General features: G+C 54.2%; 19 protein-coding genes. 14 read left to right on the top strand and 5 right to left on the bottom strand.

The window, feature by feature from the left end; genetic code table 11:
- Window positions 1–40: 40 nt before the first annotated feature.
- Window positions 41–1,288: a serine/threonine transporter SstT gene (gene sstT / locus KO1_RS25515; RefSeq protein ID WP_004105963.1), complete on the top strand. Its 1,248-nt coding sequence runs from the start codon at window positions 41–43 to the stop codon at window positions 1,286–1,288.
- Between the two features lie 14 nt (window positions 1,289–1,302).
- On the opposite strand, the gene KO1_RS25510 is transcribed toward sstT, so the two are convergent.
- The 3 genes from KO1_RS25510 to uxaC all read right to left on the bottom strand — a co-directional run bounded on the left by KO1_RS25510 (window position 1,303) and on the right by uxaC (window position 5,027).
- Window positions 1,303–1,857: a YgjV family protein gene (locus KO1_RS25510; protein ID WP_024274752.1), complete on the bottom strand. Its 555-nt coding sequence runs from the start codon at window positions 1,855–1,857 to the stop codon at window positions 1,303–1,305.
- A gap of 251 nt (window positions 1,858–2,108) precedes the next feature.
- On the bottom strand, window positions 2,109–3,596 hold the full coding sequence (locus tag KO1_RS25505) for a UxaA family hydrolase (RefSeq protein WP_004105968.1): 1,488 nt from the start codon (window positions 3,594–3,596) through the stop codon (window positions 2,109–2,111).
- A gap of 18 nt (window positions 3,597–3,614) precedes the next feature.
- Window positions 3,615–5,027: a glucuronate isomerase gene (gene uxaC, locus KO1_RS25500; RefSeq protein WP_004105970.1), complete on the bottom strand. Its 1,413-nt coding sequence runs from the start codon at window positions 5,025–5,027 to the stop codon at window positions 3,615–3,617.
- Between the two features lie 480 nt (window positions 5,028–5,507).
- Between uxaC and KO1_RS25495 the strand changes: the two genes are divergently transcribed.
- The 11 genes from KO1_RS25495 to KO1_RS25445 all read left to right on the top strand — a co-directional run bounded on the left by KO1_RS25495 (window position 5,508) and on the right by KO1_RS25445 (window position 13,053).
- Window positions 5,508–6,809: an MFS transporter gene (locus KO1_RS25495; protein ID WP_064407171.1), complete on the top strand. Its 1,302-nt coding sequence runs from the start codon at window positions 5,508–5,510 to the stop codon at window positions 6,807–6,809.
- Window positions 6,810–6,936: 127 nt separating this feature from the next.
- Window positions 6,937–7,713, top strand: a complete 777-nt coding sequence (gene exuR / locus KO1_RS25490) for a transcriptional regulator ExuR (RefSeq protein ID WP_004105974.1) — start codon at window positions 6,937–6,939, stop codon at window positions 7,711–7,713.
- 338 nt (window positions 7,714–8,051) lie between these two features.
- Window positions 8,052–8,714, top strand: coding sequence for a DedA family general envelope maintenance protein YqjA (gene yqjA, locus KO1_RS25485; RefSeq protein ID WP_004105976.1), 663 nt, complete (start codon window positions 8,052–8,054; stop codon window positions 8,712–8,714).
- Between the two features lie 8 nt (window positions 8,715–8,722).
- Window positions 8,723–9,100, top strand: coding sequence for an EnvZ/OmpR regulon moderator MzrA (gene mzrA / locus KO1_RS25480; RefSeq protein ID WP_160886235.1), 378 nt, complete (start codon window positions 8,723–8,725; stop codon window positions 9,098–9,100).
- A gap of 139 nt (window positions 9,101–9,239) precedes the next feature.
- Window positions 9,240–9,608, top strand: a complete 369-nt coding sequence (locus tag KO1_RS25475; protein ID WP_004105978.1) for a DUF1090 domain-containing protein — start codon at window positions 9,240–9,242, stop codon at window positions 9,606–9,608.
- A gap of 45 nt (window positions 9,609–9,653) precedes the next feature.
- The gene (locus KO1_RS25470; protein ID WP_004105979.1) at window positions 9,654–9,959 is read left to right on the top strand and encodes an ElaB/YgaM/YqjD family protein; all 306 of its coding nucleotides are present in this window, start codon (window positions 9,654–9,656) and stop codon (window positions 9,957–9,959) included.
- A gap of 2 nt (window positions 9,960–9,961) precedes the next feature.
- The gene (locus KO1_RS25465) at window positions 9,962–10,360 is read left to right on the top strand and encodes a phage holin family protein (protein WP_004105980.1); all 399 of its coding nucleotides are present in this window, start codon (window positions 9,962–9,964) and stop codon (window positions 10,358–10,360) included.
- The gene (locus tag KO1_RS25460; RefSeq protein WP_004105981.1) at window positions 10,357–10,656 is read left to right on the top strand and encodes a YqjK-like family protein; all 300 of its coding nucleotides are present in this window, start codon (window positions 10,357–10,359) and stop codon (window positions 10,654–10,656) included. The genes KO1_RS25465 and KO1_RS25460 overlap by 4 nt, the downstream gene beginning before the upstream one ends.
- A 331-nt stretch (window positions 10,657–10,987) precedes the next feature.
- Window positions 10,988–11,380 carry a DoxX family protein gene (locus KO1_RS25455; RefSeq protein WP_004105982.1) on the top strand — a complete coding sequence of 131 codons (393 nt, stop codon included), beginning with the start codon at window positions 10,988–10,990 and terminating at the stop codon, window positions 11,378–11,380.
- A gap of 191 nt (window positions 11,381–11,571) precedes the next feature.
- Complete coding sequence (locus KO1_RS25450; protein ID WP_004105983.1) at window positions 11,572–12,558, top strand: glutathione S-transferase family protein; 987 nt, start codon at window positions 11,572–11,574, stop codon at window positions 12,556–12,558.
- Between the two features lie 126 nt (window positions 12,559–12,684).
- Complete coding sequence (locus KO1_RS25445; protein WP_004105984.1) at window positions 12,685–13,053, top strand: DUF805 domain-containing protein; 369 nt, start codon at window positions 12,685–12,687, stop codon at window positions 13,051–13,053.
- A gap of 37 nt (window positions 13,054–13,090) precedes the next feature.
- Here the strand turns inward: KO1_RS25445 and KO1_RS25440 are convergent, their stop codons facing one another.
- A complete protein-coding gene (locus KO1_RS25440) occupies window positions 13,091–13,987 on the bottom strand; it encodes a LysR family transcriptional regulator (protein WP_004105985.1) in 897 nt (298 codons plus the stop codon).
- 104 nt (window positions 13,988–14,091) lie between these two features.
- Here KO1_RS25440 and KO1_RS25435 point away from each other — a divergent pair, with 104 nt between their 5' ends.
- The gene (locus KO1_RS25435) at window positions 14,092–14,793 is read left to right on the top strand and encodes a pirin family protein (protein WP_004115739.1); all 702 of its coding nucleotides are present in this window, start codon (window positions 14,092–14,094) and stop codon (window positions 14,791–14,793) included.
- An 18-nt stretch (window positions 14,794–14,811) separates the two neighbouring features.
- Window positions 14,812–14,979, top strand: coding sequence for a protein YhaL (locus KO1_RS28555; protein WP_016808040.1), 168 nt, complete (start codon window positions 14,812–14,814; stop codon window positions 14,977–14,979).
- 35 nt (window positions 14,980–15,014) lie between these two features.
- Here KO1_RS28555 and KO1_RS25430 read toward each other — a convergent pair whose 3' ends face one another.
- Window positions 15,015–15,425: a Spy/CpxP family protein refolding chaperone gene (locus KO1_RS25430; protein ID WP_024274753.1), complete on the bottom strand. Its 411-nt coding sequence runs from the start codon at window positions 15,423–15,425 to the stop codon at window positions 15,015–15,017.
- Window positions 15,426–15,793: the final 368 nt, after the last annotated feature.

Genomic DNA, 15,793 nt, shown 5'->3' with positions numbered 1-15,793 from the left:
TAGCCGGGACGGACAGCGACATCACTGGAAGGAATGAATTATGGCAACCCCATCACCCCGATCGACCCTGCTACGGCGGCTGGCTCAGGGCAGTCTGGTCAAACAAATTTTAATCGGTCTGGTACTCGGCGTACTGCTGGCGACGGTCTCAAAACCCGCCGCCGTCGCGGTTGGACTACTGGGTACGTTGTTCGTCGGCGCGCTGAAAGCGGTAGCGCCGGTGCTGGTATTGATGCTGGTTATGGCCTCCATCGCCAATCATCAGCAGGGGCAAAAAACCAGCATCCGCCCGATTCTGTTCCTCTATCTGCTGGGGACTTTTGCCGCCGCGTTAACCGCGGTGCTGTTTAGCTTCCTCTTTCCGTCAACGCTGCACCTGAACGCAGCGGCAGAGAGCATTACTCCGCCGTCGGGCATCGTTGAAGTCCTGCGCGGGCTGCTGATGAGCATGGTTTCTAACCCGATTGACGCCCTGTTGAACGCTAACTACATCGGGATTCTGGTCTGGGCCGTCGGTTTAGGGTTCGCGCTGCGCCACGGCAATGAAACCACCAAAAATCTGATCAACGATATGTCCCACGCGGTGACCTTTATCGTTAAGGTGGTGATTCGCTTTGCGCCGCTGGGTATCTTTGGGCTGGTCGCGTCAACGCTGGCGACGACCGGGTTTGAAACCCTGTGGGGCTACGCCCAGCTGCTGCTGGTGCTGGTTGGCTGTATGCTGCTGGTGGCGCTGGTGATTAACCCGCTGCTGGTGTTCTGGAAAATCCGCCGCAATCCCTATCCGCTGGTGATGACCTGCCTGCGCGAAAGCGGCGTATACGCCTTCTTTACCCGCAGCTCCGCCGCCAACATTCCGGTGAATATGGCGCTGTGCGAAAAGCTTAATCTGGATCGCGATACCTATTCGGTCTCTATTCCGCTGGGCGCGACCATCAACATGGCCGGCGCGGCGATTACCATTACGGTACTGACCCTGGCGGCAGTACACACGCTGAATGTTCCGGTCGATCTGCCGACCGCGCTGCTGCTCAGCGTCGTTGCTTCGCTGTGCGCCTGCGGCGCTTCCGGCGTGGCGGGCGGGTCGCTGCTGCTGATCCCGCTGGCCTGTAATATGTTTGGTATCCCGAACGATATCGCCATGCAGGTGGTCGCCGTCGGCTTTATTATCGGCGTCCTGCAGGACTCCTGCGAAACCGCGCTGAACTCCTCAACCGATGCGCTGTTCACCGCTGCCGCCTGTATCGCTGAAGACGAACAGCTGGCGAAGAACGCCCTGCGCAGTTAATCTCCCCCCCTCCGCTAACGTGCGGAGGGGGCTTCCTTCTGTACCGCCTTTTCCACTTTAAACGGATCGATACCGCGCTTCTGCATCCGCCGGAAACGAATGATATTCAGGCCGTTCATCAGCAGGAAGCTGCCTTCAATCAGAGTGCCGCCGATCGAACCCAGCCAGAAGTTGTGGATCACCCAGCAGGCGGTTGCGCACCACATCACGCAGCGGACGGTGAGCCCGGAGCAGCGAAAGAGCGCCCAGGTACTGGCCAGGGTGCCAATAATCGGCAGCAGCTCCATAGCGTGCTGCAGCTTCGCCAGCCCCAGTACCAGCGTGAGCACAATAAACAGGGTCATCACCCACAGCCTGCGGGTGCGCATGGAGACGAGGGTACGGACGGTATTCAGCTCGGCGCTCATACCCGCCGGCCAGGCGCCCATCAAAAAGAAATGCACGCCAATGGTAGCGCTATAAACGGCTAGCTGGAGCTTAAAGCGGCGCTCATCGCGATTGAAAAATGTCGTAATACCGATCAGAAAGGCGATAACGCCAACGCTCTGGGCAAGCCAGTATGCGGTCATGGGAAATCCTTATATACCCGTCATACTTCAAGTTGCATGTGCGTTAGCCGCGTTACTCGGCCTGCGGTCTCGCCCCTTCGGGGCCAGCGCCAGCGCTGTTCAAAGCACAAGTGCTTTGTCCTGCAACTCGAATTATTTAGGGTATAAGACAAAACGGCGCATCATACTCAGAAACGCCGCTTTTGAAACGCCTCCCTTTATTACTCAATAAGGTTTCACGCCGCAGCTGTGGCGTGAAAGATAACGAGTACTTAAAGGGTGACGCCGCTTTTGAATATCGCCAGTTCGCGGAAATCATTACGCTCGTTGCAGGTTTGCTTACCGTTGGCAAAGGCCACAATGGTATCGACAAACTCTTCCAGCAGCTGCGGCATCGCTTTACCGTGAATCAGCTGACCGGCATCGAAGTCGATCCAGTGTTTTTTCTTCGCCGCCAGTTCGCTGTTGGTGGCAATTTTCACCGTCGGAACGAAACCGCCGTATGGCGTGCCGCGTCCGGTGCTGAAGAGCACCATATGGCAGCCCGCGCCGGCCAGGGCGCTGGTCGCTACCGCATCGTTGCCCGGCGCGCTCAGCAGGTTAAGGCCGTGCACTTTCAGCCGCTCGCCATAGCGCAGGACGTCAACCACCTGGCTGGAGCCCGCTTTCTGCGTACAGCCCAGCGACTTATCCTCAAGCGTAGTGATGCCGCCCGCTTTGTTGCCCGGCGATGGGTTCTCATAAATCGGCTGGTCATGAGCGATAAAGTACTGTTTGAAATCATTAACCATCGTCACCAGCTTGCCAAACGTCTCTTCATCGCGACAGTGGCTCATCAGCAGCTGTTCGGCGCCGAACATTTCCGGTACTTCGGTCAGCACGGTAGTACCGCCGTTAGCAATCAGGTAGTCCGAGAAACGGCCCAGCATCGGGTTAGCGGTGATGCCTGACAGACCGTCTGAACCGCCGCACTCGAGACCAAACTTCAGTTCACTCAGCTTACCCGGCTCGCGCTTATCGTGGCGCATCACGTCATATAGCTGACGCAGATGCTCCAGCCCGGCTTCCACTTCATCATCCTGATGCTGGCAGATCATAAAGTGGACGCGGTCAGGGTCGAACTCGCCCAGCGTTTCGCGAAATGCATCAACCTGATTGTTTTCGCAGCCCAGGCCGACCACCAGCACCGCCCCCGCGTTCGGATGGCGCACCATGTTTTGCAGCATGGTACGGGTGTTGATGTGATCGTCACCGAGCTGTGAGCAGCCGTAGGTGTGACTGAAGAGATGTACGCCGTCAATATCTTCCGCGTCGTTCGTCTCTTTCAGGAATCGATTCTGCATTTGACGCGCCATGGCGTTGACGCAGCCGACGGTCGGCAGGATCCACAACTCGTTGCGCACGCCGACTTCGCCGTTGGCGCGACGATAAATCTGGATATCGCGATCCGCCGGCTGCGCGGCGGGTTCGATAAGATCCGGTTGATAGCTGTACGCGTCGAGATCGCTTAAGTTAGTACGCGTATTATGGGAGTGGATATGTTCCCCCGGCGCGATATCCGCCAGCGCATGCCCTATCGGCAGACCGTACTTAATGACGTTGTCTCCCTTCGCAATGCCGCGCAGCGTAAACTTATGCCCGCGCGCAATATCCTGAGCCAACGTGACCGTATCGCCGTCAATGGTGACTACCGTGCCTGCCGCCATATCCGCCAACGCTACCGCGACGTTATCTTGCGAATGGATTTTAATGTATTGCATATCAACCGACCTCTGGTCTTAGTTCAGTTCAATGGCGAAGTAGTCACGCGCATTGTTAAAGCAAATATTTTTCACCATCTCGCCCAGCAGCTGAATGTCCGCCGGGGCTTCTCCCGCTTCAACCCAGCGACCAATCATCTGGCACAGGATGCGACGGAAATATTCATGACGGGTGTAGGAGAGGAAGCTGCGGCTATCGGTCAGCATCCCGACAAAGCGGCTCAGCAGGCCAAGCTGTGCCAGCTGGGTCATCTGACGTTCCATACCGTCTTTCTGATCGTTAAACCACCAGCCGGAACCGAACTGCATTTTGCCCGGCATACCTTCCCCCTGGAAGTTGCCGATCATGGTGCCCAACACTTCGTTGTCGCGCGGGTTCAGGCAGTAGAGGATAGTTTTTGGCAGCAGATTTTCTTCGTTCTGTTTGCTGAGCAGTTTGGACAGCTCTTCCGCCATCGGACGGTCGTTGATGGAGTCAAAACCCACATCCGGCCCTAACAGTTTGAACTGGCGCAGGTTGTTGTTGCGCAGCGCACCGATGTGATACTGCTGTACCCAGCCGCGACGGGCGTATTCCGCGCCGAGGAAAACCAGAACCGCCGTCTTGAACTGCGCAACCTCATGCTCGCTAAGGGCCTCGCCCGCCAGACGACGCGCCAGGATGCTATCCAGTTCGCTTTCGTTGGCTTCGGCAAACAGCACCACGTCCAGCGCATGGTCAGAAACTTTACAACCGTGAGCGGCGAAGTGATCCAGACGTTTAGTCAGCGCGGACTGGAGATCGGCAAAGCGGCGGATATCGGTGTCAGACACTTCGCCCAGCTTCGCCATGTAGTCGTTGAAGGTCGCCTGTTCGATATTGAAGGCTTTGTCCGGACGCCAGCTTGGCAGCACTTTCACGGTGAAGGAGCTGTCTTTAGCGACGGAAGCGTGATGCTCGAGAGAATCGACCGGATCGTCGGTGGTGCCGACCATTTTCACATTCATCTGCTGCATGATGCCGCGAGCGGAGAAGCTCTCCTGCGCCAGCAGATCGTTGCACTGATTCCAGATTTCGTCCGCCGTAGCCGGAGAGAGGACTTTACCTGTAATACCAAAAGGACGACGCAGCTCAAGATGCGTCCAGTGGTATAACGGGTTACCGATGGTATGCGGTACGGTGGCCGCCCAGGCGTCAAATTTCTCGCGATCGGAAGCATCACCGGTGCACAGACGCTCGGCTACGCCGTTGGTACGCATCGCACGCCATTTATAGTGATCGCCTTTTAGCCAGATGTCATACAGATTTTTAAAGCGGTAATTTTCCGCAATCTGCTGCGGCGGCAGGTGGCAATGGTAGTCGAAAATCGGCTGGTCTTTCGCGTAATCGTGGTACAGACGGCGGGCAAACTCGGTATCAAGCAGGAAATCTTCGGTCATAAACGGTGTCATTTTCGTGTCCTCTTCGCCCCTGGGGGAGCCCATCAGATGATTGACTATAATGCTGACAAAGTTATCACACCAATTTCTACAGACCGAAGTATTTTTCGTGAGTTAGATCAATAAACGATGACAAAAAAAGTACCATGAAAGGAGTAAACGGCCCGCCAGAGCGCGCCAGCTCTGGCCTTTCTCGCATGAACGAATGCCCACACAAACTTTCCCACTTTTGTGACGTCACTCAACTTTTGAAGTTGTATGACAAGTTATCTTGCTGCCGTCGAAACATATAAACCGACGGAATGCATTACCGACGAAATATCACGTCGGATTTACCGGTATGGACACCGAATTAGACACAACAGTTAATGGCAAGGTTCGGGCCATACGAGGTTTCCTCTCCTGAACCCTCCGTTTCACCTTCTTCGCCACCGTTACAGGCAAGAAGATAGCCGCACCCGCTGCGGATATATAACAAACGATGAGGTTTACATGCGTAAAATTAAAGGGTTACGTTGGTACATGATCGCACTGGTGACCTTAGGCACCGTGCTGGGGTACCTGACGCGTAACACTGTGGCGGCAGCTGCGCCGACTCTGATGGAAGAGTTACACATCTCCACCCAACAGTATTCCTATATCATCGCGGCCTATTCCGCTGCCTATACCGTCATGCAGCCTGTCGCCGGCTACGTACTGGATATTTTAGGTACCAAAATCGGCTATGCCTTCTTTGCTATCGCCTGGGCCGTGTTCTGCGGCTCTACCGCGCTGGCGGGAAGCTGGGGCGGTCTGGCGCTGGCGCGCGGCGCGGTGGGTGCCGCCGAAGCGGCAATGATCCCGGCGGGTCTGAAAGCCAGTTCCGAATGGTTCCCGGCGAAAGAGCGTTCTATCGCCGTCGGCTACTTCAACGTCGGCTCCTCTATCGGCGCTATGATTGCTCCGCCGCTGGTGGTTTGGGCTATCGTTATGCACAGTTGGCAGATGGCCTTTATCATCTCCGGCGTACTGAGCTTTGCCTGGGCAATGGCGTGGCTGGTGTTCTATAAACACCCGCGCGATCAGAAAAAATTAACTGACGAAGAACGCGACTACATCATCGGTGGCCAGGAGTCTCATCACCAGACTAACAACGGCAAGAAAATGTCTCCGTGGCAGATTCTGCGTAACCGTCAGTTCTGGGGTATCGCCCTGCCGCGTTTCCTTGCCGAACCGGCATGGGGGACCTTTAACGCCTGGATCCCTCTGTTCATGTTTAAAGTCTACGGCTTTAACCTGAAAGAAATCGCCATGTTCGCCTGGATGCCGATGCTGTTTGCCGACCTCGGCTGTATTATCGGTGGATACCTGCCGCCGCTGTTCCAGCGTTGGTTTGGCGTGAACCTGATTGTTTCCCGTAAAATGGTCGTGACGGTGGGCGCGCTGCTGATGATTGGCCCAGGGATGATCGGTCTGTTCACCAGCCCGTTCGTCGCTATCGCCCTGCTGTGCGTCGGCGGTTTTGCTCACCAGGCGCTGTCCGGTGCGCTGATCACGCTCTCTTCCGACGTATTTGGTCGTAACGAAGTGGCAACCGCGAACGGTATGACCGGCATGGCCGCATGGCTAGCCAGCACCATGTTTGCCCTGGTGGTTGGCGCGCTGGCGGATACTATCGGCTTTAGCCCGCTGTTCGCCGTACTGGCCATCTTCGATGTGCTGGGCGCGGTGGTCATCTGGACCGTACTAAAAAATAAATCTGCGGATGACGACAGCACTCCGCTGGAAACCAGTAAGCCTGCCACGCAAAGCTAGTTAAACGCGGGCTCCCCCCTCCCGAAGCCGCCTTGATGAAGGCGGCTTTTTCATTTCTTCTTGTGGTGAGAAGCACGTAAAAGTGGTATAACAAATCCAATATTGTCGCCATCTCCCGGGAGCGAATATGGAAATCACTGAATCGCGTCGTTTGTATCAGCAGCTTGCCGCTGAGCTTAAGACGCGTATTGAACAAGGTGTCTACCTTGTAGGCGATAAGCTACCCGCAGAGCGGTTTATCGCTGACGAAAAAAGCGTAAGTCGTACCGTCGTTCGCGAAGCCATCATTATGCTGGAAGTGGAAGGCTACGTTGAAGTCCGCAAAGGTTCCGGTATCCACGTTATCTCCAATCATCCGAAACATCAGCAAATTGCCGATGAATCGCTGGAATTCGCCAATTATGGCCCTTTTGAGCTGTTGCAGGCCCGCCAGCTGATCGAAAGCAACATTGCCGAATTCGCCGCCACTCAGGTGACCAAGCAGGACATCATGAAGTTGATGGAAATTCAGGAAAAAGCGCGTAAAGAGAAGTGTTTTCGCGATTCCGAATGGGATCTTCAGTTTCATGTGCAGGTGGCGCTGGCAACGCAAAACACCGCCCTCGCCGCTATCGTGGAAAAGATGTGGACCCAGCGCGTACATAACCCGTACTGGAAAAAGCTGCATGACCATATCGACTCGCGTACCGTCGATAACTGGTGCGACGATCACGATCAAATTCTGAAAGCGCTGATTCGCAAAGATCCCCATGCGGCTAAGCTGGCCATGTGGCAGCATCTGGAAAATACCAAGCTGATGTTATTCAATGAAACCAGCGATGACTTTGAATTCAATGCCGATCGCTACCTGTTTGCCGATAATCCGGTAGTTCATCTCGATACGGCCGCCAACGGCGCAAAATAGCCCTTTATCTCCCTGCCGGGCAGCAACTCCTGCGCTGCCCGAAAAGCCCTCAGGGTAAGCAAAGCATATATAGTGTCAGCCTGTGTAAATACACTCGCCACCCTCCGCCGCAATCAGCAAAATCAGAATGCAACAAACTGCAATTTCTCTGACGTAAAGTCAGCGGGTTTGTTACAATTAGATGCATTTTGTCGTTCTGAGAGTAAGCTTTTGCTTACTTCACTTTTAAACAGGGAACCGTTCAGAGCGCAGTAGCGACCATAATCCAATAAGAAGCTATGTCGCCATGCATATGCCGCGTTCAGACGTGCCGTTAACCGATGTACCAGGAATCGTGAATGGAACTATTAACCCAATTATTGAATGCCTTGTGGGCTCAGGATTACGAAACTCTCGCTAATCCCTCCATGATTGGCATGCTGTACTTTGTCTTATTTATGATTTTATTCCTTGAGAACGGTCTGCTGCCCGCCGCCTTCTTACCAGGCGATAGCCTGCTTGTTCTGGTGGGCGTACTGATTGCCAAAGGCGCGATGGGTTTTCCACAAACGCTGCTGCTGCTTACCGCGGCGGCAAGCCTGGGCTGCTGGCTAAGTTATATTCAGGGCCGCTGGCTGGGCAATACGCGTATCGTACAAAACTGGCTGTCGCATCTCCCTTCGCACTACCACCAGCGCGCGCATCATCTGTTCCATAAGCACGGGCTTTCCGCCCTGCTGATTGGCCGTTTTATCGCTTTCGTGCGCACGCTGCTGCCGACCATTGCCGGCCTGTCGGGCCTGAGCAGCGCGCGTTTCCAGTTTTTTAACTGGATGAGCGGGCTGCTGTGGGTGCTGATTCTGACTTCGCTGGGATATCTGTTGGGGAAAACGCCGGTATTCCTGAAATATGAAGATCAGCTGATGTCCTGCCTGATGCTGCTGCCCGTCGCGCTGCTGGTATTCGGCCTGATTGGCTCGCTGATCGTCCTGTGGAAGAAAAAATACAGGAGCCGGGGCTGACAATGGCGATAAAGCGCGCCTCTCTACGTCAGATAAGCTGGATGCTGGGCGGTTCGTTACTCCTGTGCGGCCTGTTCTGGCTCTGGCTCACCGTGCAGCAGCAGGAATCAACCCTGGCTATCCGTCCCGTTAGCCAGGGTATTAGCATGCCGGACGGTTTTTCCGTCTGGCACCATCTCGATGCCAACGGCATCCGTTTTAAGAGCATTACGCCACAGAATGACGGTCTGCTCATCAAGTTTGACTCCAGCGCTCAGGGAGCCGCCGCCAAAGAAGTTTTGGGTCGCGCTCTGCCGCATGGTTATATTATCGCTTTAGTGGAAGACGATGATTCGCCGACGGCCTGGATTTCCCGCCTGCGCGATACGCCACACAGATTCGGGTAATCAACGAAAATTCCGAATATTTTCACCCGGTTTGGTGATTTCCCGGTTTACTTACTATCATTAAGTTTGCGGAAGTCACCAGACTCACGTTTATCAACTGGATCGGGGTTATTCCCCCGCACAATGGAAGGTAGTATCCATGAAACACCGCATCGCTTTGCTCCTGGTTCTGTCATCACTTAGCGCCAGCGCCTTTGCCATCTCCCCTTGCCAGGAAAAAGAGCAGGATATCCAGCGGGAGATCAGCTATGCAGAAAAGCATAATAACCAGCATCGTATTGACGGTCTGAAAAAGGCGCTGAGCGAAGTGAAGGCTCACTGCAGCGACAGCCAGCTCAAAGCCGATCACCAGAAAAAAATCGCCAAACAGCAGGAAGAAATTGCCGAACGCCGCAACGACCTGCGCGAAGCCGAACAGAAAGGCGATGCTGATAAAATCAGCAAGCGCCAGCGTAAACTTGAAGAAGCGCAGCAAGAACTGAAAGAGCTGCAATCTCGCGAGTACTAATCGCTTAAGCAAGACCAATATGGACCACTTTAACAGGAGATAAACATGGCTAAAGATAACGTTGCAGAAGACCTGCGTGCGGAACTGAAGACGCTGGCTGATACCCTGGAAGAAGTGCTGAACTCCTCCACGGATAAGTCGAAAGAAGAGATCGGTAAGCTACGTAGTAAAGCTGAAAGCGCGCTGAAGGAAAGCCGTGTACGCCTGGGTGAAACCAGCGACGCTCTCATGAAGCAGACGCGAGAAACCGCTGCGCGTGCAGATGAATACGTCCGTGAAAACCCGTGGACCGGCGTGGGGATTGGTGCTGCCGTCGGGCTGGTGCTGGGTGTCCTGCTGACGCGTCGTTAATTATGGCGAATTCTAAAAGCACGCAAGGCCCCGGACAAAGCGTTTTCGGCATCGGTCAGCGCATCGTCACTTTGCTGGTTGAGATGGTGGAAACGCGCCTGCGCCTGGTCGTCGTGGAGCTGGAAGAGGAGAAAGCCAACCTCATCCAGCTATTCCTGATGCTCGGATTGACGCTGCTGTTCGCCGCGTTTGGTTTGATGAGCATGCTGGTTCTGATCATCTGGGCGGTCGATGCGCAATATCGATTAAACGTGATGATCGGCACCACGGCGGTTCTGCTGCTGGCAGCGCTCATTGGCGGTATCTGGACCTTACGCAAAGCCCGACGTTCAACGTTCCTGCGCTTCACGCGTCAGGAGCTGGCAAACGACCGCGCATTGCTGGAGGACGATAAGCCATGAGCCGCGAACAGCAGGAACGCGAACGACAAAAAGCGCTTTTGCTGCGCCTGATCCAACAGCAGCGGCTGGACCTTAGCGCCAGCCACCGCCATTGGCTTGAGGCAACTGCGCCCATTGATCGGGGCTGGAATACCCTGCTGAATCTGCGTTCATGGGCAATGGTCGGCAGCGGCCTCGTGGCAATATGGTCAGTTCGTCATCCGCGCTTTTTGATGCGCTGGGCAAAACGCAGCCTCGGTATCTGGAGCACCTGGCGGATGGCCCGCAATCTGCTGCGCCAGTCGTCATCACGCTGAGGCTAATGTTCATAGCGGAATGATATAAGCCGGGTCAGGCGCCAGCCGCCTCCCGGCATCATGAGCAGGCCTGCTTCCTCCTTGAATTTCATGACAGCCGCATCGCTTCTCCTTTCTTCTTTTCTCATCTCCAGCGCCGCTATAGCGGTTCTTCTATTCATTTGGTTTATCAATAATCACTCAGAATCTTTGAAGAAGATCTACAGTTTTCCTTGCTAACAATTCCGTCACGGCCCCGCTAATATTCACTCCATCGACAGCAACCCCGCGTAACACGCTGGATTACTTTGAAAAACAAAATCGCCGCCCTTTGGGTTTTCTGGAGTAGGAAATGAAAAAATTAGAAGATGTTGGTGTACTGGTAGCGCGCATTCTGATGCCCATTCTGTTCATTACCGCAGGTTGGGGAAAAATTACCGGGTATGCGGGTACACAACAATATATGGAAGCCATGGGCGTCCCTGGGTTTATGCTGCCGCTGGTGATCCTGCTTGAATTCGGCGGCGGTCTGGCAATCCTGTTCGGTTTCCTGACCCGCACTACCGCGCTGTTCACCGCCGGCTTCACCGTGCTGACCGCGTTCCTGTTCCACAGCAACTTTGCTGAAGGCGTGAACTCGCTGATGTTCATGAAAAACCTGACCATCGCGGGCGGCTTCCTGCTGCTGGCTATCACCGGTCCAGGCGCCTTTAGTATCGACCGCGTACTGAATAAAAAGTGGTAAGCGCACTATACTGAATAAATATAAAGCGAGGAGACATCTCCTCGCTTTTATTATCTATGCCCTAAATAATTCGAGTTGCAGGACAAAACGGTTAACCGTTTTGAACAGCGCTTGCGCTGGCCCTGAAAGGGTGAGCGAGGAAAGCCAACGCACAAGCAACTTGAAGTATGACGGGTATAAAGGAGGAAATAATGGGACAATTAGTTGACGGCGTCTGGCACGACACCTGGTATGACACCAAATCCACCGGAGGGCGATTTAAGCGTTCTGTTTCCGCCTTTCGCAACTGGTTAACCGCCGACGGCGCGCCGGGCCCAAGCGGCGAAGCCGGATTCGCTGCGGAGAAAGATCGCTATCATCTGTACGTTTCTCTTGCCTGCCCATGGGCGCATCGCACCTTAATTCTGCGTAGCCTGAAAGGACTGGAGCCGTTTATCTCCGTCTCCGTGGTTAATCCCTTGATGTTCGAGAACGGCTGGACTTTCGACGATAGCTTCCCGGCAGCCACCGGCGATACGCTCTACCAGCACGAATATCTTTATCAGCTTTATCTGCATGCCGATCCCCACTACAGCGGGCGCGTTACGGTGCCGGTGCTGTGGGACAAAAAGCAGCACACCATCGTCAGCAATGAGTCGGCGGAAATCATCCGCATGTTTAATACCGCCTTCGACGGGCTGGGCGCCCGCGCAGGAGATTACTACCCGCCTGAGCTGCGCGATCAGATTGATGAGCTGAACGGCTGGATCTACGACAATGTGAATAACGGCGTCTATAAAGCCGGGTTCGCCACCAGCCAGCAGGCCTATGATGAAGCGGTCGATGCAGTGTTTACCGCTCTGGAGCGTCTGGAGCAAATCCTTGGCCAGCATCGTTTCCTGACGGGTAACCAACTGACGGAAGCTGATATTCGCCTGTGGACCACCCTGGTTCGTTTCGATCCGGTGTACGTGACCCACTTTAAATGCGACAAACGCCGCATCAGCGATTACCTCAACCTGTATGGCTTCCTGCGCGATATCTACCAGATGCCGGGCATTGCGGAAACGGTGGACTTCGCCCATATCCGCAACCATTACTACCGTAGCCATAAAACCATCAACCCGACCGGGATTATCTCCGTTGGTCCGCAGCAGGATCTTAACGAACCTCACGGCCGCGATCTTCGTTTCCGCTAGGCAATTGGGCGCGATTTGCTGCGCCCAATAATTCACAAAACAAATATTTACCATCATTTCATTCACGTCTATTCTTATTTCGATCGCTTTAAAAACAAGTGATTGACGGTTAACAGAGGCGTAGAAATGGACTGGTATCTTAAAGTATTAAAAAACTACATTGGATTTGGCGGCCGCGCCCGGCGCAAAGAGTACTGGATGTTTATTCTGGTCAACATCATCCTCACCGGCGTACTCAGCATCATTGATAAGATGCTGGGATGGCAGCGCGCCGGAGGAGAAGGGATTCTGACCACTATCTATGGCGTGCTGATATTCTTACCGTGGTGGGCCGTGCAGTTCCGTCGATTGCACGATACCGACCGCTCGGCATGGTGGCTGTTATTGCTGCTGATTCCCGTTATCGGCTGGCTGGTGATCCTGGTATTCAATTGCCAGAACGGCACCCCAGGCAATAATCGCTTCGGGCCGGATCCTAAACCGACTTCTTACTAACGATGCGCCCCTCGACAAAAAAGGGGCGCATTTTGTTTTATCTTCCCATAAACAGCTTCGGGATTTCCCGCAGACACCATGACTTCGCCTCACCCATGCTGTCGCGACGCCAGGCCATAATAATGTCGATCTCGTTGCTGTATTCCGGACTGACCACCCGCAGACGCCCTTCGGCAATATCCTGCTCTACGAGCGGATACGGCATCGTCGCAACGCCCAATCCTGCCAGCAGCGCCTGACGCTTATCTTCGATGGTGCTCACGGTTAAGCGCGGTTGTTTATCGAGCAGCTGCACGGTCAACACCGGGCGCTCGCGGGCGGTATCCGCGACCGCCACGCCGCGGTACTTAACGCGCGTAACTTCAGAAAGCGGCTCCGGCTCCTGGTGAATAGGATGATCCGGCGCGGCTACATAGACGCTCATCACCGAATAGAGCTTGCGGGAGTTGATTTCCGAAGAGGAGCGAAAATGCATATCCGGCGCAACGACAATATCCGCCCGCCCCTGCTCAAGGCGTTCCCATGCCCCGGCCAGTACTTCGGTAATAATCGACAGTTGAGTATTCGATTTGGTCGCCAGCTTTTCAATTAAAGGAAAAAGGTCGGTGGTGGGCACCAGCGCCTCGGTGACGATAGTGAGGTGCGTTTCCCAACCGCGCGATAGCGCTTCGGCATCCGTCGTCAGCTTATCGGCCGCCTCCAGCAGTACGCGCCCGCGCTCCAGCAACATTCGGCCCACGTTAGTGAATTTTGTTCGATGACCTGAACGGTCAAACAGCACGACGTCCAGCTCCTCTTCCAGCTTTTGCATGGTATAGCTCAGCGCTGAAGGCACCCGACCCAGCTCATCGGCCGCCGCCGCAAAGCTTCCGCGTCGGTCAATTGCATCCATAACGCGCAATGCTTCCAGCGTTAATGCTCTCTCTTTAGCCATCGCAGTCTCATTCAGGAAATTTGAATATACCGGGCAGAATATCTGGCTAACAATACAGCGTCCATACCTTTACCATTGATTTAGTGTAAAGAGAGGTCAAGAAGATGATTACAACCCGAACAGCCAAACAGTGCGGTCAAGCAGACTTCGGCTGGCTGCAGGCCCGCTACACCTTTTCCTTTGGCCACTACTTCGACCCCAAATTGCTGGGCTACGCATCGTTGCGCGTGCTCAATCAGGAAGTTCTGGCGCCCGGCGCGTCGTTTCAGCCGCGGACCTACCCGAAAGTCGACATTCTGAACCTGATTCTGGAAGGTGAAGCGGAATACCGCGACAGCGATGGCAACCATATTCAGGCAAAAGCCGGCGAAGCGCTGCTGATATCAACTCAGCCTGGCGTAAGCTACAGCGAGCATAACCTGAGTAAAGATCGCTCGCTGACGCGAATGCAGCTGTGGCTGGATGCCTGTCCACAGCACGAAAACCCGCTGGTGCAAAAAATCGCTATCGCCGCTGGATCGCAGCAGCTGCTGGCTTCGCCGGACGGCAGCCAGCATAGCCTCCAGCTGCGCCAGCAGGTATGGATCCACCATATCGACCTGGCGAAAGGCGAGCAGCTTAACGTGCAGCTTCACGGCCCCCGCGCCTACCTGCAGTCGATTCACGGTACGGTGCATGCGCGGGTGCAGGAAGAAGAGAAGCAGGCTCTGACCTGCGGCGATGGCGCTTTTATTCGTGACGAAGCTAACATTACCCTCGTTGCTGATACGCCGCTGCGCGCTTTGCTGATAGATTTACCAGTGTAACAACGGCAGTAAGGGAGTATGTCAGTGGGCAAGAAGAAAACAAAAAAAGTGGCGCTATCGGCGCAACAGCCGCAATCGGAAACCGTCACTACGATGAGTTTTGGCTATGAAGAGATGTTAAGCGAGCTGGAAGCGATCGTCGCGGAAGCGGAGATTCGGCTCCAGGAAGAAGAGAGCGTCGCCTGATGCAAATATCGGCCCCGGGCGCGGGGCCGATGGATTTACTCACTCAGCTCCTGAGCTAAGTCTTTTTGTACCTGCTTACGCTGTTCTGGCGTCAGCACCTGGTTCACATCAAAATAGTACTTCACGCGATAATAGCGAGCCTGCTGCTCTACCTGGCTAAATGCCGCCAGCTGCTCTTTGACCGCCTTTTCGTTCCATTTTCCAGAATCAATAACCTCAAACAACACGCCGTCTTTAATATCTTTCTGGGAAATCTGCTGAACGTTTTTTTCCAGCTGCTGATGCAGGCTTTTAATTTTCGTTATCTGATCGTTAGTCAGTTTTAAGTGCTGGACAATCGGGTCCTGCGCCGGAGCGGGTGCAACCTTAACATCCGCAGCCTGAGCCGCCATGGAGAACCCAGTGGCGAGAGCGGCTGTTAATGCAATGCGGGTCATTAATTTCATTGTTGTATCCTGATTAATTATCGTCGATGTGGCGGTCTATTATTTTTCAGAAGCTAATGACGAAATGTAAGAAATAGTACGTATAAATGTAGTTAAATCAGTAATATATACTAAATACGAATGCTATAATTCAATTCATTTATTTAAAATATATAAAACCAGGCGAGGAGAATGCATGGCCGTATGAGTCATGATGCGGTTGATGGCAGCCCGGTTTCCCACATACTGCCCGCGTTCTTTGTTCAAACCCGAAGCCAGAAGCAAAAACCCCCGCCATTTCTGACGAGGGTTTTCTTTGAATGTGGAAGCTGACCGTTAAGCCGCTTTCTTTCGGGTATAGCGTCGTGGACAGTCATTCATCTGCCCCA

It is taken from the genome of Klebsiella oxytoca NBRC 105695 (genome assembly GCF_001598695.1).
GTDB lineage: Bacteria > Pseudomonadota > Gammaproteobacteria > Enterobacterales > Enterobacteriaceae > Klebsiella > Klebsiella oxytoca.
This window is presented reverse-complemented; position numbering and strand designations above follow the sequence as displayed.